A 23087-nucleotide genomic window follows, 5' to 3' on the forward strand; every position below is an offset into this window, starting at 1 on the left:
ATGGCTGCGTGGTCAGATTTCTCGTCATGTACCAACAGCCGACCGATGTCGATGCGTTCGAACAGCACTACCGCGACGTCCATATCCCGCTGGCCAAAGGTCTGCCCGGGCTTCGCCGCTACGCGGTGAGCCGGAATGTCCGCCCGGTGCGCGGAGAGGCCCAGTTCTATTTGGTCGCCGAGCTCGAGTGGGACGACATGGAGTCACTGCGGCGCGACTTCGCCTCGCCAGACGGTCGAGCGACGGCGGCAGACGTCGAAACACTCGCGCAGTGGAGTGCCGTGCAGAGCATGATCTACGAGCCGGAAGACGTCTGACTCCTACCGAACCGCGTAAACGGGGTCGCTGATGCACAGCATCCCCTCGGCGCAATTGTTCGGGTTGTAGGGCGTGGTCTCACAGCTGCCGGGTTCAGCGCACGGATTCGGCGGCGAGCATGCGGGATCGCCAGGCATGCACGGTGGTGGCTGACAGCTACCCGGCGCTGCGCAGGGGTTCGGGGGCGAGCACGAGGGATCCCCAGGCGTACAGGTGGTCGTCGGCTGACAACTGCCCGGCGCCGCGCACGGATTCGGCGGTGAACATGCGGGATCACCCGGCATGCACGGCGGAGGCGGCGGAACTGTCGTGATCGGAACCGGTGCCGGCGGAATCGTGGTGACCGGAATCGGCTTGTTGGTCGTGGTCGGCGGTGCAGTTGTCGTCGTTTCGGGCTGGCACGAACCCGACGTCTCGATCTCCCCTGCCGGGCACAAACCGCCGCCCGCACGGTCGATGTTCGAGATCGAATCGACAAGCCACTTGGCGCCGGTCAGCGTCACGACGACCTGTTCGAGAGTGAAGGTGAACGTTTCGATGGTCCCGCCGTCCGGGCCCACCACGTTCTGCACCACTTTGACCGGACGAGTGAACGAGTTGTCCGTGTCCGCCGGCGCGGCGTCCGGGCGGTCCGTGCCGACGTAGACGTCCGCGGTGATCTTGTCGGCGTCTTTCTTCCACTTCACCCAGCCGGCCACGGTGTCCTGCGCTACGGCTTGGTTTGCGGCGATGGCCCGGTCTGACAGGAACGGCGCAGCACGGGTGAAAGCCGCTCCCGGCCCCGGATCGACCGTCGGGTTCCAGGTGAACATCGTGTCGATCGCGGAGGTCATGACCTGCTCGGCGGCCGCCGGCAGTGGCTTGTTGCCGGAGGTGTCGGGCGTGCCGCTGCAGGCCGCGGCGAAAAACGCCAAGACCGAGAACCAGACGAGCCCACTAACGAGCTTTCCAGGGGAACGAACCAGTGCCATACGCCACCGCCTTCGGGGTGCGCCGTCCAAGATCGTTGTGGACGTTACGGCATTGGGGCGAAGCGATTTCCGGTTCGTCCGATTCTCCGCTCGCGAGCTTGCCCATGCAGCGCGTGCTGGACAGATCGTCGTGGCCTCGGCTGTCTACCCGCCCGAGGACGTCTGACTTCTGGTGGTTGATGCGACGGCGCCGCCGATGCACAATGTGCCCCCGTTGCAATCACTCGGGTTGAACGGCGTCGTCGCACATCCCCCAGGCGTTGCACAGGAGCTTTCCGACAACTTCGCCCAACAGGCCCCCGGCGTTGCGCAGGAATCCTGCAGCGGAACTGTTGTGGACGGAACCGTCGTGACGGGAACCGGTGTGACCGGAGCCGGTGCCATTTGCTCCGCGGCGGGTGGCTTGGCGGCGGGCGGCGAAGTAGTGACCGAAGCCGAACGGCTGGTCGTGGGCGGTGTCAGTCCACCGCCCGCATCCTCAATGCCCGAGATCGAGTCGACGCGCCACTGCGCTTCGGTCAGCTTGACGACGACCTTTCCGAGCGTGAAGGTAAACGTGTCCGTGGTACTGCCATCCGGGGCCAACACGTTCTGAAATACCTTGACCGGGCGCGTGAATGAGCTGTCGGTGTCCTCCGACGATGCGTCCAGGCGGTCGGTGCCCACGTGGACATCAGCGGTGATCTTGTCGCCGGCCTTCTTCCACTTCGCCCAGTCCGCCACGGTGTCCATCGAAACCTTCTGAACTGCGGCGTTGGCTTTGTCCGATAGGAACGGCGCGGCACGGCTGAATGCCGCACCCGGACCCGGATCGACCGTCGGGTTCCACGTGAACATGGTGTCGACGGCGGCCGTCATGATCTGCTCGGCGGCTGCCGGAAGCTGCTTGTTGCCGGCGGTATCCGCAGTGCCGCTGCACGCTGCCGCAAAGAACGCTAAGACGGAGAACCAGACAATCCGGCTGACGAAAGGCCGGTGCAATCGAACCAGTGCCATACGCCGACACCCTACGGCGCACTTGCGAAAATTCTCGTGGTCGTTATGGCATCGCAGCCGAAGCGATTCCGGCTCGTCCGATTCTCCGCTCGCGGTCTACTTCAGGCCGCCTCGAATGCGCTCGAGGTACGCCGCGCGACCTGCGGTGTCGCTCAGCGGAATCGCCTTCTTCAGACCCAGGATCGCCGATATGCGGTACTGGGTCGCCTCCGGGAGCAGCGAAATCGTCTTCAGCAGCGCGAAGCTCGCCCACGGCAGTACGTGCTGACCGCCATTGCCGGACGCCACGTCCGACACGATCGCATTGGCGATGTCTTCGGGGTCGAGCATGCCGACGTTCTGGATGAACTTGTTCGCATTGAGGCCCGAGATGAGCTCGGTCCGAGTGAACGGCGGACAGATCGTCGTGACCTTGACTCCGTGCGGAGCGAGCTCCTGGTTGAGAGCCGAACCCAGTCCGACGACGGCGTGCTTGGTCGCGCAGTACACCGCGACACCCGGCGTTGCGGCAATTCCGGCGACCGAGGCGATGTTCACCAAGTGGCCGTGCCCGCGGGCAGCGAAGAGCTTGCCACCGATCTTCGAGCCGAGGACCACACCGCGGATGTTGATGTCGATTTGACGGTCCGACACCGCATCCGATTCGTCGAGGAACGCGCCGGTCGGCATGATTCCGGCATTGTTGACGAGTACGTCGAGCTTGCCGAGCTGAAGCTCGGCTTCCTCGACAAAACTCTCGAAGGAATCGCGCGACGTGACGTCGAGCGGCAGCCCGAGCGCGCCGATTTCCTTGGCGGTCTTCTCGACGAGATCGGTGTCGACATCGCCGATGGCGACCTTCGCGCCCGCCACAATGAACGCCTCAGCGGTGGCGCGACCGATTCCGCGTGCGCCGCCGGTGATGGCAACAACCTTGCCGAAGAGATTGTGTGAGTTTCCCATCCTTCGATCAGACCAAGCACGACGCAATCGCCGATAGAAAGGATCGGCCACCGCATTACGAATTTCGGCCAGCTTGGCTACCGTGAACCGGTGGACCGCCGGTGGGAACTGACCCGATCAGCGGCCAGCGCGGCGGTATTGATCGAACTCGGCCGCGAATACGGCGTCGCCGCCGACCAGCTCCTCACCGGCACGGGGATCACGGCAGAGCTATTGAGCGACCCCGTCAACGAGATTTCCGCGGCTCAAGAGATCGAGTTGGCGAAGAACCTCGTCACCGCCCTCGGTCAGGTACCCGGGTTGGGGCTCCGCGCTGGCCTCAAGTACCAGATCGCGACTCACGGTCTGTGGGGCTTCGCCCTGACCACCAGCCCGACCGTCCGTGACGCCCTCACAATCATCGCGGCCTACCCCGAGTTGAGCTACTCGTTCTCCCGCATCACCGTCGAGAGTCGCGCAGATTCGGTTGCTCTCGTCTTCGACGACCACGACGTTCCTGCGGAGATCCGTGTGTTCAACACCGAGCGCGACTGGGGAATCCTGGTGAACCTCGCGCGCGCGTATCTGCCCGACGCGATTCCGTTCACGGACCTCTCGGTGACCCGGCAGGCGCCGCCGCATGCGCACCTGTACCCCGAACTACTTGGCGTGACGCCCCGATTCGGCTCCCCCCGCGACGAACTCGTCATTCCCAATACGCTTGTCGACCTGCCGATGCCCCAGGCGAACCCCGCGGTCGCGGCGGCGTTCACCGCGCAGGCGGCTCAGCTGCTCAACCGGCGACGCGAACGGCTCGGGATCGCCGGCGCAGTCCGGCACGAACTCCTGCGCACGCGACGCTTCACGACGGACCAGGACGAGGTCGCCCGGTCGCTGAATCTCAGCGTTCGAACTCTTCGGCGCCGGCTCGCCGATGAGGGCACGTCGTATCGGGAGATCGTAGGGGAAACCGCACGGCTTCTCGCCGAGGAGCTCTTGGCGTCCGGACTGACCGTTTCCGACGTCGCACATCGCCTCGGCTACTCGGGCGCCCCGGCATTCACCGACGCATTCCGGAGCTGGAACGGCACGACGCCGGGGGCCTTCGCCCGTTCGTCGACACACACCACTAGACGGTGAGAACAGTCCCCCGACACACAGTGTCAGGCGGCGATCAGGTTCCGAATCCGTGCACCTTCCGACGGACACGCGTAGTCCAGCTGCGCGAGCACCATCCGCTCGGCACCACCGGAACGCAGGATGATCCCGCTCTTTGCGAAACTGCCGCCGAACCCTTCGACAAACGCATCGAAGTACGCTCGCCTGGTCATCTTGGGCGCAAACCCGCAGGTCGTGTTCGCCGTATCGATCATCGTCTGTTCAGAATGAAGCTCACCCAGTCCGATTTCCCGTTCCATGGCGGTCACGTAAACGCCGAGAGCAGAGGGAACAGGTTTGCCGTTGATTCCGCAGCCCGTGAGCCCGATCGACAACGCGGCCGCAGCCACGACCTTCGTCCATACGTTCATTTGTTGCTGTCCAATCTGATGGGATCTTCAGCTAGGCCGAGGTCCCCAAAGAGGAGCAGGCCCGCTGCAACCGCAGCGAGCCCGCTCTGGTAAATCGAGATTCAGTTATTCGTTGAAGCTCACGTGGACGTGGTCCATGTGGTTCGCGGTCGGCGATCCACGGTCTTCCATGGGCTGCCAGTCGCCACCGGGGTAGCGAATGCGCTGCTTGTAGATGACGTACTTGACGTTGAACTCCGCGCCGTGAGCGAGGATGAACTCCGCCAGAGCCTCACCGGCAACCTCATCGCTGATCATGCAGTCGATGGCGGTACCAGTGCCGTGGTCCTGGTCGCCCGCACGGAAACCACCGAAAGCGGTGACCTGCGGGAAGAGAACGCAGAGAGCCAAGTAGCCGTGCTGAGTGGTCGGCGTGATGCCGAGCTCGTCACCCGGGCCGTACTGGCAGACGGGCGGCGGCGGTGCGATCGGGAGGGGTGCAGCCTTGGGCAGCGGGAACTTCGGAGGTGCAACCGTCACGAAGCCGATGGACGCTGCGACACGTGCATGCGGGACTGCGGCCGGCTGAGCAGCCGCCGAGTTCGTGGTGGCCAGGAGAATACCCAGGGCTAGCGCAACCTGTCCCTGCATCCTTTTGAGGGGGAGCCGGTACATATCGTGAGCCTGTCCTTTCTGGTCAATTACGAGAATCAACTTAAAGGACGCTGAATATTCAAAGCAAATATCTCTAAACAATAAACTTTCGCATACTTGACAAACTTTAGACATTCCCACCTGGGGTTATGCACCCATACCTCAACCAGTGTGGCGAAGTAAAGTGCGACATCCGTCACGTTTGGCGGATTGCTCGACGGGGTAAATTGAGGCCTCGCTCACAGTCCGCACGCGGTTCCTGAGATTGTGATAATTGCATTCAGTTAACTTTGCATTCGAATCGCCATATCAAGTCAATGGCTTGCGAAATGCGATTCAGAGACACAAAGCCCGGGTCGGAGCCTCGGCCCAGCCGTCGGAGTGCCATTGTGGAGGGCATGAAGCTCGCTGAAGCAACGAAGCGATCAGTCGATGAGCTGTACTACGTGATGTTGTGCGCTCGGGCCGGTCTACTCAAGCCGATCCCACCGCACCGCCTCGCCGCGATCGGCCTGGCCTTCCAGAAATTCGGCGGCGTCGGCGGACTCGCCCCGATCGCTGCCGCTCGCTACCCCGACCGCCCGGCTCTCATCGACGAGCTCGGTTCCGTCACGTTCAAGGAGCTGGACAAGAGCACGAATGCGCTCGCCAACGCCTGGCGCGCCAAGGGGCTTCGGTCGGGTCAGAGCATCGCGATTCTGGTGCGCAATCACCGCGGTTTCCACTACTCGGTGTTCGCCGCCGCGAAATGCGGTGCGCGGATCGTACTACTGAACACCGACTTCGCCGGCCCGCAGCTTCGCGAGGTTCTCGCGCGCGAGGGCGCGGATGTCATCGTCTACGACGAGGAGTACGCACCCCTGCTCGCTGAGGCGAACCCGCGATGCGGTGCGTACCTTGCCTGGACGTCGAACCCTGGCCCCAACACCCTCGACAGCCTCATCGCGACCAACTCGACGAAGTCGCCGCGGACGCCGCGTCAGAAAGCCAAGATCGTCCTGCTCACCAGCGGGACGACCGGGACGCCGAAGGGCGCAGCGCGCCCAGAGCCACGGTCACTCTCCCCCATCGGTGCGATCCTCAGCAAGGTTCCGTTCAAGACCGCGGAAATCACCGAATGTCCGGCGCCCCTGTTCCACACATTGGGGTTCGCCCACGCGCTGATCGCCATCGGCTTTGGCTCGACGCTCGTCATCCGACGCCGTTTCGACCCGCAAGCCGTGATGACGAGTCTGCGCACGCATGGCGCGACCGCGATGGTCGCAGTTCCGGTCATGCTGCAGCGCCTCGTCGATGCCTTGCCCGACGAGCGGCAGCAAACGAAACTGCGCATCATCTTCGTCGCCGGCTCCCAACTCGGTGCTCCGCTGTGCCTGCGCGTCACCAAGGTGTTCGGGCCCGTCATCTACAACCTCTATGGCTCGACGGAGGTTGCGTACGCGACGATCGCCACCCCGGACGATCTGGCCGTCGAACCCGGTTGCGTCGGACAACCCGTGCACGGCGCCGCCGTCAAGATCTTCGACGAGAACGGCGCCGACGTACCCACCGGAACGACCGGACGCATCTTCGTCGGCAATGACCTGCAGTTCGAGGGCTACACCGGCGGTGGTGACAAACAGCGCATCGCGGGCCTCATGTCCTCGGGCGATGTCGGCCACTTCGACTCGTCGGGCCGGCTGTTCGTCGACGGCCGGGACGACGACATGATCATCAGTGGTGGTGAGAACGTCTTCCCCGGCGAGGTGGAGGAACTGCTCGCGGCACACCCGGCGGTACTCGAGGTCAGCGCGATCGGCATCGATGACGAGAAGTACGGCCAGCGGTTGTGCACTTTCATCGTGCGGCGCGCGGGTGCGTCCCTCTCGGAGGATGACGTCCGCGACTACGTCCGCGCTCACCTCGCTCGCTTCAAGGTCCCGCGGGACGTCGTGTTCGTCGATCTCCTGCCTCGTAACCCCACCGGCAAGGTTCTCAAGCGAGAACTGCGTCTGATTGCGGCAAACCGGAAATAGACTTCAAAGCGTGCGCGCCGCTTGGGTCGTCCTCGTGTTAGCGCTGACGGCCGCGTGTAGCTCGCAAGCCCCGGTTGATGACCAAGCCGCGATCCGGCAGGTGCTCGACCAATGGCCGAACGACTTCGCAGCAAAGAAGATCGACGAGGTGTGCGGGCTCTTCGCGCCGGACACCGTCGTCATCTACCCGGACAGCGCCGACCGCAACTACGACGCCACGTGCGCCCAATTCCGTCGAGTCTTCAGCGGAGCGAACTCCTACACCTACGCGCCGCCGGAGATCCATGAGATCCTCGTCGACCACGACCTCGCTGCCGTGCGTCTGATCTGGCGTCTCGAAATCCGCGACCCAAAGGGTTCGGTCATCGAGAAGACGACCGAGAACGGCCTCGACGTCTTCGCGCGCCAGCCCGACGGTTCCTGGAAGATCCGCATCTCACACGCGTTCGGAATGCCATGAACACGCGCGGCGACTCGCTGATCGCCCGCCTTGATCGAATACCGATCTGGCCGTACGGCACCCGCCTGTTGGTGATCATCGGCGCGGGGTATTTCTTCGCCTACTTCGACATCGTGACGATCGGGTTGGCGCTGCCGGTCATCACCGACCAGTTCCACATCTCGACGTCGGCCGCGTCGACGGCCGTGACGAGCAGTCTTGTCGGATACATCGTCGGATCGCTGGCCGCGAGCCGGCTGGCAGACCTGCGCGGCCGCCGGATCAGCCTGTTGCTGTCCGTCGGCATGTTCACGCTCGGAACGATCGGTGCGGCCTTCAGCTTCACTCTTCCCTGGCTCGTCGGATTCCGGTTCCTGGCCGGTATGGGCATCGGTGCAGAGATCGCGGTCGTCACGACGTACGTCGGCGAACTGGCCCCGGCACGGTTGCGTGGTCGCGCCACGAGTCTCGTCGGAGTGATGGCGTTCGCCGGCTTTGCGGTCGTGCCCGTTGTCGCGCGATTTCTTGTCCCCGCGTTCGACGACGGTTGGCGTGTGCTGTTCCTCGTCGGTGCTGCCGGTGGTCTGACCGTCGCGTGGTTGCGTCGGAACATGCCACCATCTGCGCGCTGGCTCATCGTGCACGGACGATTCGACGAGGCCGAGAAGGCCGTCGCTGCGGCCGAAGTTCACGCACAGAGTCGCTTGTCGGCCGGACTACCGGCCATCCCGACGGTGGTATCCGTGCCCCCGACTCCTGTGCGGAAGTATGTCCTCGTCCTATTCACCGTCCTGTGGCTCATCTACTACGTCGGCAACTACGGCTGGCTGACGATGGCGCCGACGCTGCTGACCAAGCACGCCGGATACAGCCTCACGTCGAGCCTGACCTTCCTCGTCGTGACCGGAACCGGGTTCGTCGTGGGTGCCGGGCTCGCGGCCGTCACCGGCGACCGACTGAACCGCAAACTGCTCAACGCCGGCGCGGCGACCGTGTGGTCCCTGGCATTGCTGGCGATCGGCGTCATCGGAAGCCCGGCCGCGGTCATGGTGTTCGGCTTTGTGTCGTCGGCGACGATCGGTTACCTCGTTCCGCTCATGTACGCGTACACGGCCGAGCACTTCCCCACGAACAACCGTGCGACGAGCGTCGCAATCGCGGACGGAATCGGCCACCTCGGCGGGGCCGTTGCCCCGATGGCAGTGCTGTGGGCGGCGAACAGCGGCGGGTTCGTAGGAGCGTTCGTCCTCATGGCTGCCACGGGTGCCGTGACGGTGGCATTGTTGCTGCTCATCCCCGCTCAGACCGCCGAAGGTTAACGGCTCTTTTCGCTCGAGAAGCCTCTGTGAGGCAATCTCGAAATTCGGACACGGAGCACCAAGATCGGCTTACGCTTGCCACGGCAACGTGCCGCGATCTTGAACTCAGGGAGATCCTGATGAAGAACTTGCCCACAGGCATCCAGCTCGCAGAATATCGCCGGCTCCGCCGTCGTCGATCGGCCCTGCCCATTGCCCTGCTCATGACCGCCGCGCTCGCCGCTGGCTGCTCATCGTCTGACGGGTATTCGGTGGACGCACCGAAGAACGAAGGGCCTCCGATGGAGGAGGCCGGCAGCCCGCTGCCCAAGGACAGCGTCGACAAGGCACTGGCCAAACTCGACGACCTCATCAACGACACGATGAAGAAGTCCGGCGTACCTGGCCTCGCCACCGCCGTCGTCCACGACGGGAAGATCGTCTACGCCAAGGGGTTCGGCGTTCGGAATGTCGAACACCCGGACCAGAAGGTCGACGCGGACACCGTCTTCCAGGTCGCGTCGGTATCCAAGTCCGTCACGTCGACCGTCGTGGCCGCGGAAATCGCCAAAGGCGACGTCACGTGGGATACGCCCGTCACCGACTCGATGCCCGACTTCCAACTCGCCGACCCCTGGGTCTCGACGCACGTCACGGTCGGCGACGGACTGTCGCACCGCACCGGTCTGCCCGGCGCCGCGGGTGACAAGCTCGAAGACCTCGGCTACGACCGAAGCTACGTCCTCGGCCATCTACGGCTTCACAAGCTGAACCCCTTCCGGATCTCGTACGCCTACTCGAACTTCGGATACACGATGGGTGCGGAAGCAGTCGCGAAGAAGGCCGGAAAGGAATGGGCCGACCTCGCCGCGGACGACATCTACAAGCCGCTCGGGATGAACTCGACGAGCTCCTGGTTCAAGGACTTCGAGAAGCGCGAGAACCGCGCGACCCTGCACCAGAAGATCGACGGCAAGTTCGTGCCCGGCCTCGTCCGTGACCCCGACCAGCAGGACCCTGCGGGTGGAGTCAGCTCTTCGGTGAACGACATGGCGAAGTGGCTGCAGCTGGTGCTCGGCGACGGCACGTTCGAGGGCAAGCAGATCTACAAGCCGGAGGACTTCCAGCCGGCGGCCACCGTGCAGATCGTGGCGAGGCAGCCGAAGAACCTGGAGTCCCGAGCCGGTTTCTACGGCTTCGGCTGGAACGTCCTGACGGGGCTGACCGGACGGACCGGCTTCAACCACTCCGGCGCGTTCGTGTCCGGTGCGGCGACCAACGTGTCGGTCATCCCGTCCGCCAAGGTCGCCATCGTCACCCTGACGAACGCCTGGCCGTTCGGAGTCCCGGAGACCATCAACGACAGCTTCACCGACCTCGTGCAGTACGGCGCGATCAAGCTTGACTATCTGAGCCTCCTCGGCCAAGCGATGGCGCCCCTGCTCGCGCCGGTCGGCTCTCTCGTCGGCCAGAAGGCTCCGGCCAACGCCAAGGCTGCCAAGGCGAACGCGGACTACCTCGGCACTTACGGCAACGACTACTACGGTCCCGCCGCGATCCGCGAGAAGGACGGCGGTCTCGAACTCGCGATGGGCAAGGGCCTCGAAAAGACGCACAAGCTCACCCACTGGGACGGCGACACGTTCACGTTCACGCTCGACACTGAGAACGCGCCGCCGGGATCGATCTCGAAGGCCACGTTCGAAGGCAACACCCTCAAGCTCGAGTACTACGACGACGAGGGTATGGGCACCTTCACGAAGGAATAGCGCCATGCTCCGAAAGATCGTTATGGCCGGGTGCGCCGTCGCTTTGGTGGCGGCGTGCACGTCCAACAACGGCTCGCCGTCGTCAGAGACCTCGGCGGCGGAGTCCGCGGACCCGGCCAAGGCAGCGCAGATCACGCAGCTCGTCGACGACTACATGAAACAAGCGCACCTGAAGTCGGTGCTTCTCAAGGTGTCGGTGGACGGCAAGGACATCATCACGAAGGCCTTCGGCGAGTCCATGACCGGTGTGCCGGCCACGACCGACATGCACTTCCGGAACGGTGCCGTCGCCATCTCGTACGTGTCCACCCTGCTGATGGTTCTCGTCGACGAGAAGAAGGTCAGCCTCGACGACAAGGTGTCGAAATACCTGCCTGACCTGCCGACCGTCGAGAACGTCACGCTCGGCCAACTCGCGCAGATGACGTCCGGAGTCCACGACTTCGTGCTGGGCAACCCCGAGTTCGACACAATCGCCAACGCCGACCCGTACAAGGCGTGGACGACGGAAGAGCAGCTGAATCTCGCGATCCACAAGCCTTTGTGGTTCGAGCCCGGGACCAACTTCAGCTATGCCCACACCAACTACGTGGTGCTCGGGCTCGCGCTCGAAAAGGCGACCGGCAAGAAGATGGCCGATCTCCTCAAGGAGAAAGTGCTCGATCCACTCGGTCTGAAGAACACCACGTCGAGTGACACCGCCGAGATCCCGCAGCCGGTGTTGCACGCTTTCACTTCGGAGCGACGGGCGTACTTCAACATTGCCCCGGACCAGACGCTTTACGAAGAATCGACCTACTGGGACCCCTCGTGGACCATCAACCACGGCGCAATCCAGACCACGGACATCACTGATCTGCACACTTCGGCGATCGCCATCGGTACCGGAAAGCTGTTGTCACCGGAGTCGTACAAAAAGATGGTGACCACTGACCTGCGCGGAAAGACCAAGCCCGTCGAAGGGTGTTTCACCTGCGTGCCGCTCAACGACTACCGCACGTACGGCCTCGGCGTCTGGATCACCGGTGACTGGATCTTCCAGAACCCGCTCTTCTGGGGATACGCAGCGGTCGACGCCTACCTGCCGAAGGACAAGGTCGCGATCGCGGTTGCAGTCACCTATGAACCAGAGGCTTTCGACAGCCAGGGCGGCTACAAGAACGGCGGCGATGCGCTGTTCCGCAAGATCGGCGCGCTCCTTGCGCCGGATGACGCTCCCCCGGTGGCGGCGGCGTCAGAGACTCAGGGGAACTAGCGCAGATCCTGACGATTGGCCTGCAGGAGTCGCGGGGTAATCGTCAGGATCCGCGAAGCTCGCCCCGCAGTTGGAGGAACCGGAACAGACCCGGCTTCCCGACGACCGCCTCGTACCGCTCGACGACCTCGTCGACAAACGCGGGGCGGTCCGCTTCCGGCAGCCGGGAGGTCCAGTCCGTGAACCCGACGGTGCACCAGCGAGTGAACTCCTCGCGCGAGCCGAAGTCCCACTCGCGGTCGACGGCCGTCTGACCGCTGACCTCGAGCCCGGCCGATCGAGCGATTGAAGGCAGTTCGTCGGGATCGATGTGCACGTACGGCGGCTCGAATCCGGACAACGCCGATGACCAGCGCGAATCGCGGGCGACCTCCATCGCCACGTCCTCCACGCTGGGCCGGTCGCCATCGCACACGTACTGAACCAGCACGCGTCCGCCCGGCTTCAGCGCAGCGGCAATATTGCGGTACGCACGTACCTGATCCCGCACCCAGTGCAGCGCATTGAACGACACCACCAGATCGAACTGCGGCGGGTATGCCATCGTCAGCACGTCACCGGTCTCGAACGTGACGTTCGATTGTTCACCGGCAGCTCGCGCGGCCGCGATCATCCGCGGCGACGGGTCGACGCCGATAACCGATCCATTCGGCAGACGTGCGCCAATCAGCCGCGTGACATATCCGTCGCCGCACCCGACGTCGAGGACACGTTCATCTCCGGCGACGCTGACCGTCTCCAGCGATGCCGTCGCCATGGCCCGCTGCAGTCCACTGATGTGGGCGTAGCCGGCACCGTCCCAGTCGGTCACCCTTCGCGCAGGAGCACGAGCGAGTCCGGGTGAACCCCGTCCTGTTTCATCGCCTCGGCCGCCGCATCGGTCTGCATGAACGCCTCAAAAGCATCCAAGTCCGGAATCTCCAGGATCAGGCCGACCCGGTTCGAGCCTCCTGGATCAACGAATGTGCGGTGCGCGACCCCGAGCTTTGAAAATTCTTGTGTGCGTACGGGCGAGCTGAGCCAGTGATCGACGTCGTCGACCTCATGAAAGATGAGGTAGGTTGCCATGTCTGCGCCTTCCCGCGCTGCGTGAATGGTGGCCAGTCTCGACAGTATTCCCGCGCCACGTTCCCGTGGAAGCGTCAGTTGCCGCCGGTCGTGCCCGTCGGAGGTGCGTCGTCCGGTGCGAGGTGTTTTCCAATGAGCCGGAACAGGGCATCTCCGCCGTTCCCGTATTGACCTTCCGCATTGAACGCTTCCGGCTCGTAGGTGACCGCGACCGCGATCGCGATCTTGTGCTTCGGCAGATAGGCGTTCACCGCTGCATAGCCATAGAACAGCGGATTCTGGTAGAGCCAGTCGCCCGAGATCCACAGTCCGAGTCCGTAGGTCTGGAACTCGTTGAGTGGTCGGCAGTTGGGGCAGCCCGGGATCGAGGTCGTCTTTCCGCGGAGGTCGGTCGTCGTCATCAGCTTGTACGACTCCGGCGACAGCAATTTGCCCGTCCCGACCGCGACCGCACTCTTTTCGAGGTCGTAGATGTTCGACGTCTGAATGGCACCCTGGGCGATCGTCCACGACGGGTTCCAGTACGTCGACTCCTCGTAGAACTGCTGGTCAGCGGGGATATTGAAGAACCCCCGACGTTCGGAGCTGAACGCATGCAACACCGGCTGCGGAATCTCCGCCGTCAGGTTCGGTTTGGTGTTCTTCAGATCCAGCGGGTCGAGGACCTCTGTCTGGAGGGCGTCCGCGAGCGACTTGCCGGTCACCTTCTCCAGCACGAGCCCGAGGATGACGTAGTTGGTGTGGGCGTAGTCCCAGTTCGTGCCTGGTTTGTACCAAAGCGGCTTGTTGACCGCCAGGTCCAATTGCTCCTTGGTGGTCCACATCTTGTACGGATTGGCAATCGCCTGGAGGCCGAACGCCGTGTTGCCGATGACGAAGTCCTGATAACCCGACGTCATCTGAGCGAGCTGGTGAATCGTCACCTCGTCAGCGTGCGGGATGTCCGGTACGTACTTTGAGAGCTTGTCGTCGAGGCTGATCTTCTTCTGGTCGACGAGCTTGAGCAGCAGCGTCGACATGTACGCGATCGCGACCGCACCATTGCGGAAGTGCATATCGGTGGTCGCGGGGACACCCGTCATCGATTCGCCGCGCGCAGCGGTGACGATCTCCTTGCCGTCGATCGTCACACGAACGATCACAGCCTTGAGGTGCGCTTCCTTCATATAGTCATCGACGATCTTCATCACTTCGTCGGCCTTGGCCTTGTCCTGCGTGGAGAACGTCGACCCGGCTGCGGGACTCTCAGAGCGCGGCGAAGAACCGTTGGAATTGCATCCGGCAACCAATGCGAGCGCGCACGCGAGAACAAGACCGCGTCGTTTGAGGGACATACGACGAGTGTGGGCGCAAGATCACTTGTGAGGTGTCCATTTAGGACTAATTCGATCTTCAATCCGTTGCGGAGGCTATCGCCATGTCCGACATCGACGTTCTCATCGCGGGCGCCGGACCCATCGGTCTCACGGCAGCCATCGAATTGAGCAGGCGCGCAATCCGATTCCGGATTGTCGATCCTCTTCTCGAACCGCCGCAGTACGCCAAGGCGGTGGGCGTCCAACCCCGCACGATCGAGATCTTCGAAGGAATGGGCGTCGCCCGCCAGATTCTCGATGGCTCCATTCCGTTGATCGGTCAGCTTGTGTACGTAAACGGCGAACAGACCGGACGAATGGAGATGTCCCTGCCCTCGGATGTGCCGTTCGAGTCCGTCGCGATCCCGCAGTACGCGACCGAGCGAATTCTCACCGAGCATCTTCGGTCACTCGGCGGGCAGGTCGAGCGAGGCACCCAGCTGACTGCGTTCACCCAGGACGACGACGGCGTGACCGCCACGCTGACCTCGGAAGGCGGCGAGGAAACCGTTCGCGCGCGGTATCTCATCGGCTGCGACGGCGCACACAGCATTGTGCGAAAGACGTTGGGCCTGACGTTCGAAGGTGGAGCCTTCACCGAGCAGTACATGCTGGGTGACGTCGAGGTCGACTGGTCGCTTCCCCGGGGGTACGCGATCCGCGCGACGCACCAGACCGACGGCAAGGTCGACGACGCGCTCATCTGCATCCCGCTGCCGGGGCGACACCGCTATCGCATGTCGATGCTCGTCCCCGACGATCTGGCGTCAGCACCAACGGGTGACAAGATCGCGCACGGTTTCGAAGGATCACGGAAACCCGAACTCCACCACATTCAAGACGTCCTCGACCGCCTCGCCCCGGAACCGACAACGGCGTCGAATCTGCGCTGGTCGTCGGTGTTCCGGATCAGTCACCGAATCGTGGACGCGTACTCGAAGGGCCGCGTCTTCATCGCCGGCGATGCGGCCCACATCCACCCGCCGACGGGCGCGCAAGGCATGAACACCGGAATCCAGGACGCACACAACCTGGCGTGGAAACTCGCCCTCGCCGTCGACGGGATCGCCGCCGACGGACTGCTCGACAGTTATGACCTAGAGCGACGACCGGTGGGCGAGGAAGTCGTGGGTCGCACGGTCCGCAGCGCGCGCGAAGGGATCGGTGCCGGACAAAAGGATCCGACGTACGTCGCCCGGCGAGAGGCTCAACTGTTGATCGATTACTCGGACAGCCCCGTCGTCACCCCCACTCTCGCGGATGGCGAAGGACCGGTGCCGGGCACCCGTGCGCCCGATTCGACAGGCCTGCGCCGGGAGTCCGTGGTTCCCGATGTCCGTCTGTACTCGCTGCTCAGCCGCCGCGATCACACGACACTGATCTATGCCGAAGACGGCGCCGACGTGAATGCGTTCGAGAGCCTCGCGGACCTCATCACCACCGCGGCGCACGGGCGGATGGACGTGTACGTGGTCGCAGCACCCGACGCCGAGGTCGGCGACACGACGCTTCCGGTCCTGCGCGACGCCGCAGGTGAATTCGCGCGCTTGTACTCGCCGAGCCCTTCGGAGGCGTTCGTGCTTCGCCCCGACGGCTACCTGGGCTACCGCGGTGATTCCGCGGCGGGAATCACCGAGCACCTCCGGCGCATCTTCCGTTGATCGGCGATGTCCACTAGCTCCAGATAATTCCGATTCGCTACATTCGACCGAATGTGGCGACTGACAGGCCGATTGCTTGGTCTCCGGCCGGGTTCGCGCCGGCCGTGGATCGTCGGAGAACGAAACGGGCAGACCGCCAGCGACAACTCGTTCGCGTTCTTTCTCTACTGTCGCGACGAGCTGAAGACCGACCACGTCTACTTCGCGACGTCGGCTCACGTGCGCGCCCAACTCGCCGATAAGCGCTTCATCGTCGCCTTTGGCTCCCTCGAACACACCCGTCTCTGTCTCGTCGCCGAAGCGGCAGTCTTCAGCTGCGACATGCGGGACTGCCTATCGACCCACCTCCAACTTCCGCTGTTCAAGCTGTGGGAGAACCGGGTCAAGTTCAACCTGAGCCACGGCAGCACCGGACTGAAGCAGGATGATCTTTACTTCGCTTTTCTGACCCGGTTCAAGCCGCTGGCGCCAACCATCTGGAGCGAGTGCAACGAGCGCAGCCGCGAGGTCACGCTGCAGTCCCTCCCGGACGCTGACGTGGTCGTCACCGGATTCCCGCGCTACGACTACCTGGTCCGAAACGTGCGTCCCCTCGCCCGCGAAAACTGGGTGATCTGTCTGACGTTCCGGGCGAAGCTCTGGCACGCGAGCACATCGGACTTCGCGAATTCCGGCGTGTTCGCCGACCTTCTGGACATCCTGCGCGAACCGGTATTCCGCGAGGAGATGCGTCGGCAGGGCGCGTCCGTCACCGTCCTGGTTCACCACGAATACCTGCAGCATCGAGCCGTGTTCGCCGACGCCATTCCCGAGAACGTCGAGGTCGTGGGCATGAACGAAGGGGTCGCCGACCTCCTGTTGAGATCGTCGCTGCTCATCACCGACCATTCGTCGGTCGCCTGGGACATGCTCGTCATCGAGCGGCCGGTGTTCTTCTACTGGTCCGATCAGAATTCGACATCGGATGAGCACCACCCAGGTCGCGGCTTCACCGATGACGATGTTGCTGCGCTGGGCACCATCTGCCGGTCACCCGCCGAGTTGACGCTCGGCCTCAGCGAGCACTACCGCGAACCGGCGAAGCACGCGGCACACCGCGCGGCCCTGGATACCCGCTACCTGGCATTCGCCGATGACAAGAACAGCGAGCGTTGCTACCAGGTGCTGGAGACCAAGCTCAGCTCCGAATAGGTCACATCGTTGGCGGACGGTCGGGTACGAGTTCGGTCGCGATCGCCTTACCGATGGGCAGCGCGTTGTCGACCGACGCGTCCGACTTCGGTCCCAAGCTGCAGTAGACGATCACGAGGGTTTTGCTCGTGGTGTCGTAGTAGACCGCACCGTGGTAGCCGCCGTACGCCGGGTTCATGAAGATCCAGTCGCCATCATGAACGACGCCGTAGGCGAAGAACTTCGACTTCGTGAACGGGCCGATGCCGGCGGTGGACGGCTCCATCATGGCGCTGAACTGCTCCTTCGACAGCACCTTGCCGCTCATGAGCGCCCGGATCCAGGTCGCGACGTCACCGACCGTCGTGTTCATGTTCCCGCTGTGTAGGAATGCCGTGGGGTTCCAGAACGACGAGTCCTCGAAGACGCCCCGCTCGTTCGTGTAGCCGTGGAAGATCGGGTCGAAGATCTGCGGGGTCAGCATGACCTTGCTGTGCTTCATGGCCAACGGGTCGAGAATTCGTTCCTGGATCAGGTCACCGAGTTTCTTGCCGGTGGCCTTCTGGAGCACTTCGCCGAGCAGCACGAGGTCGCTGTGCGCGTAACCGAAATTCGTGCCGGGCTCGAACACCGGCGGGCGCGCATTGGCGTAGCCGAGCAATTCGTCCGCGGTGAAACCCTTGAACGGGTTCGCGTAGAACGCCTTGTTCCAGTCTGGATCGGTCACGTAATCCGAGATTCCAGAGGTGCTGTCGGCGAGCATCCGCGGGGTGATCTTGTCGGCTCGCGGGAAATCAGGCAGGTACTTTGCGATCGGTTCGTCCTGCTTGAGAACGCCCTCGCCGTCGAGCTGCAGCAGCACCGTCGACAACATGGGCTCCATCGGCTGGCCGATGCGGACCTGCATGTCTACGTTGGCCCGAACGCCGACGGGCGAATCCCCCAGCCCGCCGACCGCGACGACATCGTCGCCGCGCCAGACCCCGTACACCGCACCGGTGAGGTCGAGTTCCTTCATCTTCGCTTCGATGATGTCGACAACCTTCTCGCCGCCGGGACCGAGGTCGACGCCGTCGGAGGCTTGCGCACCGGTGCTCTTGTCGGTGCCGCCCTTGTCGGTGCTGCTCGAGCTGCACGATACGAGTCCGAGAGACATGACGACGGCGAATGCCACTGAGGCGCAACGCAGCAAGCCGCGATGGTTCGAAAGGCTCATGAGAATCCGTCCCTTCAAGGCACGTCAAATGCGCGGGCCGATTCACCGAATCTACCGGGTGCCCCCGGTACGCGAGAGTGATCTTGCCCGATCGCGCATTTTCTCCGTGCGCGCCAACAATTAGTCCGGAGATAGCACAAGAATTGCGCGACGGTCAGTCGACTTCGAGTTCCACCAGTCGGGACCACCCCGTGGCACCCTCGATCATCGTGCTGACGACGGACGGCGTCGTACGGACCAACGGGCGAAGAACGTTGAGCGCCTTCTGAAAGTGTGCGCTGGTCACATGCGCTTCAGCCGCGCCGTCGGCGAACGCCTCGACAAGAACATACGTCGTCGGGTCGTCGGCGCTGCGCGACCATTCGAACCAGAGGTTGCCGTCTTCTTGCCGCGTTGCCTGCGTGAACTCGTCCACCGTGGTGAGCCATTCGTCTGCATATTCAGGCTTGACCGGAAATTTGACGACGATGAATATCACGCGAATAACTGTAATCGCACGGACGGTAGAATTTCCCCGTGGTCCACGCGATATTCCAGGACATGATCGACCGGGGTCGCCTGCCGACGTTCTTCCTGCTGGCCAGCATCGTTCTCGCGTTCGTCTTCATCCGATTCAGCACCCGGATGATTCGTGCCCAGGCGTCGTGGTGGCCGGGCAATGTCTCGATGGGCGGGCATCACATTCACCACGTGGTGTTCGGATTCGGATTCATGTTCGCGGGCGGGTTCGGACTCATTGCCGTCGCCAACGACCTGGGCGCGATCACCGCGTGCATCTTCGCGTCGATCTTCGGAATCGGATCCGCGCTCGTGCTCGACGAGTTCGCGCTGGTCCTGCACCTACGCGACGTCTACTGGACCGAGGAAGGCCGGAGTTCGGTCGACGCGGTGTTCGTCGCGGTCGCGTTCACCGGCCTGTTCCTGCTCGGATTCCACCCACTCGGTGTCATCGCCGACTTCGACACGCTCCGCCATGAGGACCACAGCGTCGTGATGGTCGCGATTGCCGCCTTCTTCTTCCTGGCCCAGCTCTTGCTCGTGGTCGTCGTGATCCTGAAAGGCAAGCTCTGGACCGGATTTCTCGGGATGTTCTTCCCACCCGTGCTCTTCATCGGGGCCGTTCGCGTCAGTCGCCCGGACGCACCGTGGGCCAAGAAGTTCTATGCGGCTCACCCGGCGAAACAGACTCGAGCCATCGAGCGCGAACATCGCCTTCGGGAGCCGATGATCCGCCGGAAGATCCAGGTTCAGGAAGCGCTGGCCGGCAAGTTCGGGCCGTAGTCAGCCGGCTCAGTGCTTGCTCGTCGCCAGCTTCACGAACTGTCCGATCGACGCCTTCGGTAGGTACGCCCGCGTCAGCGCGATTCCAATGCGCGGAAGATCGGCTTCATCACGGAAGCACATGAACACCGGCTCATAGCGCGGATGGAACTTCTTCTTGAAGGCGTGCAGTGAGCGGAAGCCGTAGAACGGTTCCATGGCCGCGCCGAGCGTGTCGAGCATGCGGTCCATCGTGGCGACGTCTTCCCCACTGTCGCTGCGGGCCAGCGGCGCACCCGACAGCGAAACAAACACCGCGCCTTGGGCTTTGAACGCCAGGGCCGACTGTCCAATGAGGAATTCGACAACCGGGCGGAAGCCGTCGGTCCGTCGACGCATGAGGTCCAGGGTCCAACCGACGGAACCGTCCGGGAGTCGGGCCGGCAGCCACGACAGGAATCCGTGCACACTTCCGGTCTTGTCGATCGCGATCGCCACTCGTACCGCCGGATCGAGCGCCTCCTCGACGCTGCCGAGAGTGAAGCCCATCTCCGGCAGTCCCTTGTCGCCGACCCACGCTTCCGAGATCGCCCGGATCTGCGCCAGCACGGAGAACGGTTCCTCCGACAGGTTGACCAGCCGGAATTCAATGCCTTCCTTTGCCGCACGATTGATCGCGGTGCGAACGTCCTGCCAGGACTTGCCCGTGAACGCGAGGTTCGGCAGGTCGACGATCGTGTCCTCGGCGATCTGGATCGAACGCCAACCGGCCTCCTCGGCTCGCTCGGCCGTCGGCTTGGTGACGGAGAACAGGCACGGCGTCAGGCCCTGAGATTCGACCAGGGTCGTGAACTCGACGATCGTCGCCTCGGCCAATTCCGGCGGCCCGACCGGGTCGCACAATCCGATGACCACGCCCGCGTGCCGCTGGTAGGCCATCATGCTGCGGCCCTCGTTCGTGAAGAGGTAGGAATTCCCCTCCCAGGTCACCCACCACGACATCGTGCTGCCGCCCGCGGTCGTCAGGAGTGATCGCGCGGTGTTCTGCGGATCGGCGAGCCCGGTTCGAAGTCGACGCCGGGCGGGCACGCGGAACGCCCAGCGCCCCGAGATCAAGAGCGAAAGTTCAACGGCCCACAGCAAAGCCGTTCCCACGGTCACGCCGCCGAACCCGTCCCAATCACGGGTGACAGCGACAGTCACCACCACGATGGCGGTCGTGACCACGTCGAGCGTGCCGAAGACGACAATGACCCACCAAGCCCACGCGCGACCGGTGCGCAGCTGCCCTGCGACGAGCGCGATCACGGCGAGCTTCACGACGAGTCCGGCGAGCGACCATTCCTGCCCTTCGGTCGGGCCGAGCGGCCCGTCCTGTGGAGACAGCGGGATCACCGCTTCGGCCAAGGCGATGACCACCAGGCCCAGGAACGCGAGCATGCGGATCTCGCGCCGAGTGCGCGGCTGCGTGCCGGTTTCGTTCTCGCTGAAGAAGTGTTCGCTCAGCGGCAACATGACAACGACGACGATGAGGTGCTGCAGCGCGGGAAGCGATCCGACGAACAGGAACCACACCGAAACGTAGGCCGCGAGCGTCGCTCGCACCCGAAGCCGCCAGGGCGAACGGAGCGTTGCCGAGGTCGCCGCCACCAGCGCGACGCACGCAGATCCGAAGCCGACATGCCGTGCCTGCGCGAGGGAATGGGCCCACTCCCAATTGGTCTCGCGCATCACGAGGACGAGAAGGATGGCACCGATCTGACCGATCAATTGGCCGCCGACGGCCACGAATGCGGTCCGCAAACTGCCCAGCCGAATTTCGGCCCACGCCACCAGCACGATGAGCAGCACGGTGGCGATGACGAACCGCCACGGCGGCGCCCCGAACACCGATCCGGTCAGCAGCGTCCACCATTTGTGTTCGTCGAAGGCGGGGACTCCGTAGGCAATGTCGGCGTACCAACTACGCGCGGTCACGGCCTTCCAGAACGACCCGGTGACAATTCCGACCGCGATCACAAGCGCGCAGATGGCGGCGGTGAAGGGTAGCTTTCCGGCGTAGTTAGCGATGACTGCGAGTTTGTCGCGCAGGGCAGATGTCTCAGGCGCTTCGGCGGCCAAATCACTCGTCATCCGTTACGCCCTTCGCATGCGGGCATAGATCAATAGTCGACCTTCGAGACGGCGAGCGTGCCCGAATTGCCGTGATCTTGTGCGCCCGATCAGTCGTACGGCCGCTGGATCGTCCCGTCCGGCATGATCAGGTTGAAGCCCGGCGCGTTGTTGTCGAAGCTGAGCGGATAGTTCTCCGGCATGTGGTTCAAGTACGTCAGCGGGCTGCCATGTGCCTTGTCGCACACCGGGTCTGCGTAGACGCAGTTCATGATGGTGTTCGCTGGGAACGCGCCCCGCTGGCCATTTCCGGGAGGCGCGTTCATCACGAACTTCGTCTTGCCGGTATACCCCGAGCCGAAGTGCTCGGCGACGTCAGAGACTCTTGCTGCCCCGAATGAGTGGCCCACCACGGTGGTCTTCGTGTTCGGGCAGTTGGCGTCGAGTTGCTCGACCTTGGGAATGATCTCGTCCGCGGTCATCGTGTTGGCGTCGAGGCGGACGACGTCTGGACAGTCGGCGCTGTTCGGAGCGGTAGTGGTTGTTGTTGTCGTGGTGGTGATGGTGGTCGACGTACTCGTCTGCGTAGATGCGGTGGTCGTCGTCGGCGCCGTTGTTGTCGTGGTTGTCGGCGCCGCAGTCGAGGTGTCACCGCCAGTGTCGTCGACGACCTGAGTCGTTGCCGGCGGTGGGAGTGTTTGCGGCGCCCCGGGATCGCCGGCCGCGCCGGGACATGACCCACCGGCCGAACCGGTGCCTAAGCACGTGATCATGTTCAGAAACCCACTGATAAGACCGCCCAAGCCCTGGCTGTCGGCCGCGAGCGTGACCGAGGGGTCCGCTGCAGTCTCCGGCACCGGGGCCGGATGAACGGTCAAAACCGTTGCGGCCACTAGTCCTCCACCGAGTGCCAGGGTCAAAGACAACCGCCGCTGCGGGCGTCGAATCCGTCGCATGGCGTCCTCCTGCGATAGCGACTGGGGCTGTCTTCATTAGAGGGCGAGGCGACACGCATTATCACATAAACCACAAAAGCAACTTCTGCCACTCCTTCCACTTTCATCACACTTCGGACATCGATTGATGCCGGAGTCTGATCGA

22 protein-coding genes are annotated in these 23087 nt (G+C 63.6%); 10 read left to right on the forward strand and 12 right to left on the reverse strand.

Translation table 11 applies throughout. The annotated features are described in order from the left end of the window. The first annotated feature begins 8 nt into the window (after positions 1 to 8). Positions 9 to 317 (forward strand): EthD family reductase, encoded by a 309-nt coding sequence (locus F600_RS0122495; protein WP_026306854.1) that lies wholly within the window; start codon positions 9 to 11, stop codon positions 315 to 317. Positions 318 to 320: 3 nt separating this feature from the next. Here F600_RS0122495 and F600_RS0122500 read toward each other — a convergent pair whose 3' ends face one another. The 3 genes from F600_RS0122500 to F600_RS0122515 form a co-directional block, all read right to left on the reverse strand. Continuing rightward, entirely contained in the window at positions 321 to 1289 is a 969-nt protein-coding gene (locus F600_RS0122500) for a hypothetical protein (protein WP_060934642.1), read from the reverse strand. A gap of 144 nt (positions 1290 to 1433) precedes the next feature. After that, entirely contained in the window at positions 1434 to 2285 is an 852-nt protein-coding gene (locus tag F600_RS0122510; RefSeq protein ID WP_018162920.1) for a hypothetical protein, read from the reverse strand. Positions 2286 to 2381: 96 nt separating this feature from the next. Beyond that, complete coding sequence (locus F600_RS0122515) at positions 2382 to 3227, reverse strand: SDR family oxidoreductase (RefSeq protein WP_018162921.1); 846 nt, start codon at positions 3225 to 3227, stop codon at positions 2382 to 2384. 90 nt (positions 3228 to 3317) lie between these two features. Between F600_RS0122515 and F600_RS0122520 the strand changes: the two genes are divergently transcribed. Further along, on the forward strand, positions 3318 to 4346 hold the full coding sequence (locus F600_RS0122520; RefSeq protein ID WP_018162922.1) for an AraC family transcriptional regulator: 1029 nt from the start codon (positions 3318 to 3320) through the stop codon (positions 4344 to 4346). Between the two features lie 23 nt (positions 4347 to 4369). Here the strand turns inward: F600_RS0122520 and F600_RS0122525 are convergent, their stop codons facing one another. Together F600_RS0122525 and F600_RS30785 are read right to left on the reverse strand one after the other, a co-directional pair. Beyond that, complete coding sequence (locus F600_RS0122525) at positions 4370 to 4735, reverse strand: hypothetical protein (protein WP_018162923.1); 366 nt, start codon at positions 4733 to 4735, stop codon at positions 4370 to 4372. Between the two features lie 105 nt (positions 4736 to 4840). After that, complete coding sequence (locus tag F600_RS30785) at positions 4841 to 5365, reverse strand: VldE C-terminal domain-containing protein (protein ID WP_156024774.1); 525 nt, start codon at positions 5363 to 5365, stop codon at positions 4841 to 4843. 401 nt (positions 5366 to 5766) lie between these two features. On the opposite strand from F600_RS30785, the gene F600_RS0122535 reads away from it, so the two are divergent. The 5 genes from F600_RS0122535 (at position 5767) to F600_RS0122555 (ending at position 12144) form a co-directional block, all read left to right on the forward strand. Then, on the forward strand, positions 5767 to 7383 hold the full coding sequence (locus F600_RS0122535) for an acyl-CoA synthetase (RefSeq protein ID WP_018162925.1): 1617 nt from the start codon (positions 5767 to 5769) through the stop codon (positions 7381 to 7383). A gap of 10 nt (positions 7384 to 7393) precedes the next feature. After that, positions 7394 to 7843, forward strand: coding sequence for a YybH family protein (locus F600_RS0122540; protein ID WP_018162926.1), 450 nt, complete (start codon positions 7394 to 7396; stop codon positions 7841 to 7843). Continuing rightward, positions 7840 to 9141: an MFS transporter gene (locus F600_RS0122545; RefSeq protein WP_018162927.1), complete on the forward strand. Its 1302-nt coding sequence runs from the start codon at positions 7840 to 7842 to the stop codon at positions 9139 to 9141. Before F600_RS0122540 ends, F600_RS0122545 begins: the two co-directional genes overlap by 4 nt. A gap of 119 nt (positions 9142 to 9260) precedes the next feature. Beyond that, entirely contained in the window at positions 9261 to 10889 is a 1629-nt protein-coding gene (locus tag F600_RS0122550) for a serine hydrolase (RefSeq protein WP_018162928.1), read from the forward strand. Positions 10890 to 10893: 4 nt separating this feature from the next. Then, a complete protein-coding gene (locus tag F600_RS0122555) occupies positions 10894 to 12144 on the forward strand; it encodes a serine hydrolase domain-containing protein (RefSeq protein ID WP_040632287.1) in 1251 nt (416 codons plus the stop codon). 43 nt (positions 12145 to 12187) lie between these two features. On the opposite strand, the gene F600_RS0122560 is transcribed toward F600_RS0122555, so the two are convergent. The 3 genes from F600_RS0122560 to F600_RS0122570 all read right to left on the reverse strand — a co-directional run bounded on the left by F600_RS0122560 (position 12188) and on the right by F600_RS0122570 (position 14546). Then, the gene (locus F600_RS0122560; RefSeq protein ID WP_018162930.1) at positions 12188 to 12955 is read right to left on the reverse strand and encodes a class I SAM-dependent methyltransferase; all 768 of its coding nucleotides are present in this window, start codon (positions 12953 to 12955) and stop codon (positions 12188 to 12190) included. Then, on the reverse strand, positions 12952 to 13212 hold the full coding sequence (locus F600_RS0122565) for a hypothetical protein (RefSeq protein WP_018162931.1): 261 nt from the start codon (positions 13210 to 13212) through the stop codon (positions 12952 to 12954). The genes F600_RS0122560 and F600_RS0122565 overlap by 4 nt, the downstream gene beginning before the upstream one ends. Positions 13213 to 13286: 74 nt before the next feature. Continuing rightward, positions 13287 to 14546, reverse strand: a complete 1260-nt coding sequence (locus F600_RS0122570; RefSeq protein ID WP_018162932.1) for a serine hydrolase domain-containing protein — start codon at positions 14544 to 14546, stop codon at positions 13287 to 13289. An 83-nt stretch (positions 14547 to 14629) separates the two neighbouring features. On the opposite strand from F600_RS0122570, the gene F600_RS0122575 reads away from it, so the two are divergent. Together F600_RS0122575 and F600_RS0122580 are read left to right on the forward strand one after the other, a co-directional pair. Continuing rightward, a complete protein-coding gene (locus tag F600_RS0122575) occupies positions 14630 to 16228 on the forward strand; it encodes an FAD-dependent monooxygenase (RefSeq protein ID WP_018162933.1) in 1599 nt (532 codons plus the stop codon). A gap of 51 nt (positions 16229 to 16279) precedes the next feature. Then, positions 16280 to 17419 carry a CDP-glycerol glycerophosphotransferase family protein gene (locus F600_RS0122580; protein WP_018162934.1) on the forward strand — a complete coding sequence of 380 codons (1140 nt, stop codon included), beginning with the start codon at positions 16280 to 16282 and terminating at the stop codon, positions 17417 to 17419. A gap of 1 nt (position 17420) precedes the next feature. Here the strand turns inward: F600_RS0122580 and F600_RS0122585 are convergent, their stop codons facing one another. Beyond that, complete coding sequence (locus F600_RS0122585; protein ID WP_026306856.1) at positions 17421 to 18614, reverse strand: serine hydrolase domain-containing protein; 1194 nt, start codon at positions 18612 to 18614, stop codon at positions 17421 to 17423. Positions 18615 to 18768: 154 nt separating this feature from the next. Continuing rightward, the gene (locus tag F600_RS0122590) at positions 18769 to 19092 is read right to left on the reverse strand and encodes a putative quinol monooxygenase (RefSeq protein WP_018162936.1); all 324 of its coding nucleotides are present in this window, start codon (positions 19090 to 19092) and stop codon (positions 18769 to 18771) included. A gap of 38 nt (positions 19093 to 19130) precedes the next feature. On the opposite strand from F600_RS0122590, the gene F600_RS31340 reads away from it, so the two are divergent. Further along, positions 19131 to 19895 (forward strand): hypothetical protein, encoded by a 765-nt coding sequence (locus tag F600_RS31340; RefSeq protein ID WP_018162937.1) that lies wholly within the window; start codon positions 19131 to 19133, stop codon positions 19893 to 19895. 9 nt (positions 19896 to 19904) lie between these two features. Here the strand turns inward: F600_RS31340 and F600_RS0122600 are convergent, their stop codons facing one another. Together F600_RS0122600 and F600_RS32200 are read right to left on the reverse strand one after the other, a co-directional pair. Next, the gene (locus F600_RS0122600; protein ID WP_018162938.1) at positions 19905 to 22007 is read right to left on the reverse strand and encodes a bifunctional lysylphosphatidylglycerol flippase/synthetase MprF; all 2103 of its coding nucleotides are present in this window, start codon (positions 22005 to 22007) and stop codon (positions 19905 to 19907) included. Between the two features lie 89 nt (positions 22008 to 22096). After that, entirely contained in the window at positions 22097 to 22879 is a 783-nt protein-coding gene (locus F600_RS32200; RefSeq protein WP_156024775.1) for an alpha/beta hydrolase family protein, read from the reverse strand. Positions 22880 to 23087: the final 208 nt, after the last annotated feature.

This window comes from Smaragdicoccus niigatensis DSM 44881 = NBRC 103563, from assembly GCF_000380645.1.
GTDB classification, from domain to species: Bacteria; Actinomycetota; Actinomycetes; order Mycobacteriales; family Mycobacteriaceae; genus Smaragdicoccus; species Smaragdicoccus niigatensis.

Excerpts from the sequence above, each read along its gene's own strand:
- F600_RS0122575 (WP_018162933.1), top strand. The coding sequence starts at position 14,630 with ATGTCCGACATCGACGTTCTCATCGCGGGCGCCGGACCCATCGGTCTC.
- F600_RS0122565 (WP_018162931.1), bottom strand. The coding sequence starts at position 13,212 with ATGGCAACCTACCTCATCTTTCATGAGGTCGACGACGTCGATCACTGG.
- F600_RS0122585 (WP_026306856.1), bottom strand. The coding sequence starts at position 18,614 with ATGAGCCTTTCGAACCATCGCGGCTTGCTGCGTTGCGCCTCAGTGGCA.
- F600_RS0122535 (WP_018162925.1), top strand. The coding sequence starts at position 5,767 with ATGAAGCTCGCTGAAGCAACGAAGCGATCAGTCGATGAGCTGTACTAC.
- F600_RS30785 (WP_156024774.1), bottom strand. The coding sequence starts at position 5,365 with ATGCAGGGACAGGTTGCGCTAGCCCTGGGTATTCTCCTGGCCACCACG.
- F600_RS0122510 (WP_018162920.1), bottom strand. The coding sequence starts at position 2,285 with ATGGCACTGGTTCGATTGCACCGGCCTTTCGTCAGCCGGATTGTCTGG.
- F600_RS0122570 (WP_018162932.1), bottom strand. The coding sequence starts at position 14,546 with ATGTCCCTCAAACGACGCGGTCTTGTTCTCGCGTGCGCGCTCGCATTG.
- F600_RS0122525 (WP_018162923.1), bottom strand. The coding sequence starts at position 4,735 with ATGAACGTATGGACGAAGGTCGTGGCTGCGGCCGCGTTGTCGATCGGG.
- F600_RS0122500 (WP_060934642.1), bottom strand. The coding sequence starts at position 1,289 with ATGGCACTGGTTCGTTCCCCTGGAAAGCTCGTTAGTGGGCTCGTCTGG.
- F600_RS0122600 (WP_018162938.1), bottom strand. The coding sequence starts at position 22,007 with ATGACGAGTGATTTGGCCGCCGAAGCGCCTGAGACATCTGCCCTGCGC.
- F600_RS0122555 (WP_040632287.1), top strand. The coding sequence starts at position 10,894 with ATGCTCCGAAAGATCGTTATGGCCGGGTGCGCCGTCGCTTTGGTGGCG.
- F600_RS0122580 (WP_018162934.1), top strand. The coding sequence starts at position 16,280 with ATGTGGCGACTGACAGGCCGATTGCTTGGTCTCCGGCCGGGTTCGCGC.
- F600_RS0122515 (WP_018162921.1), bottom strand. The coding sequence starts at position 3,227 with ATGGGAAACTCACACAATCTCTTCGGCAAGGTTGTTGCCATCACCGGC.
- F600_RS0122550 (WP_018162928.1), top strand. The coding sequence starts at position 9,261 with ATGAAGAACTTGCCCACAGGCATCCAGCTCGCAGAATATCGCCGGCTC.
- F600_RS0122545 (WP_018162927.1), top strand. The coding sequence starts at position 7,840 with ATGAACACGCGCGGCGACTCGCTGATCGCCCGCCTTGATCGAATACCG.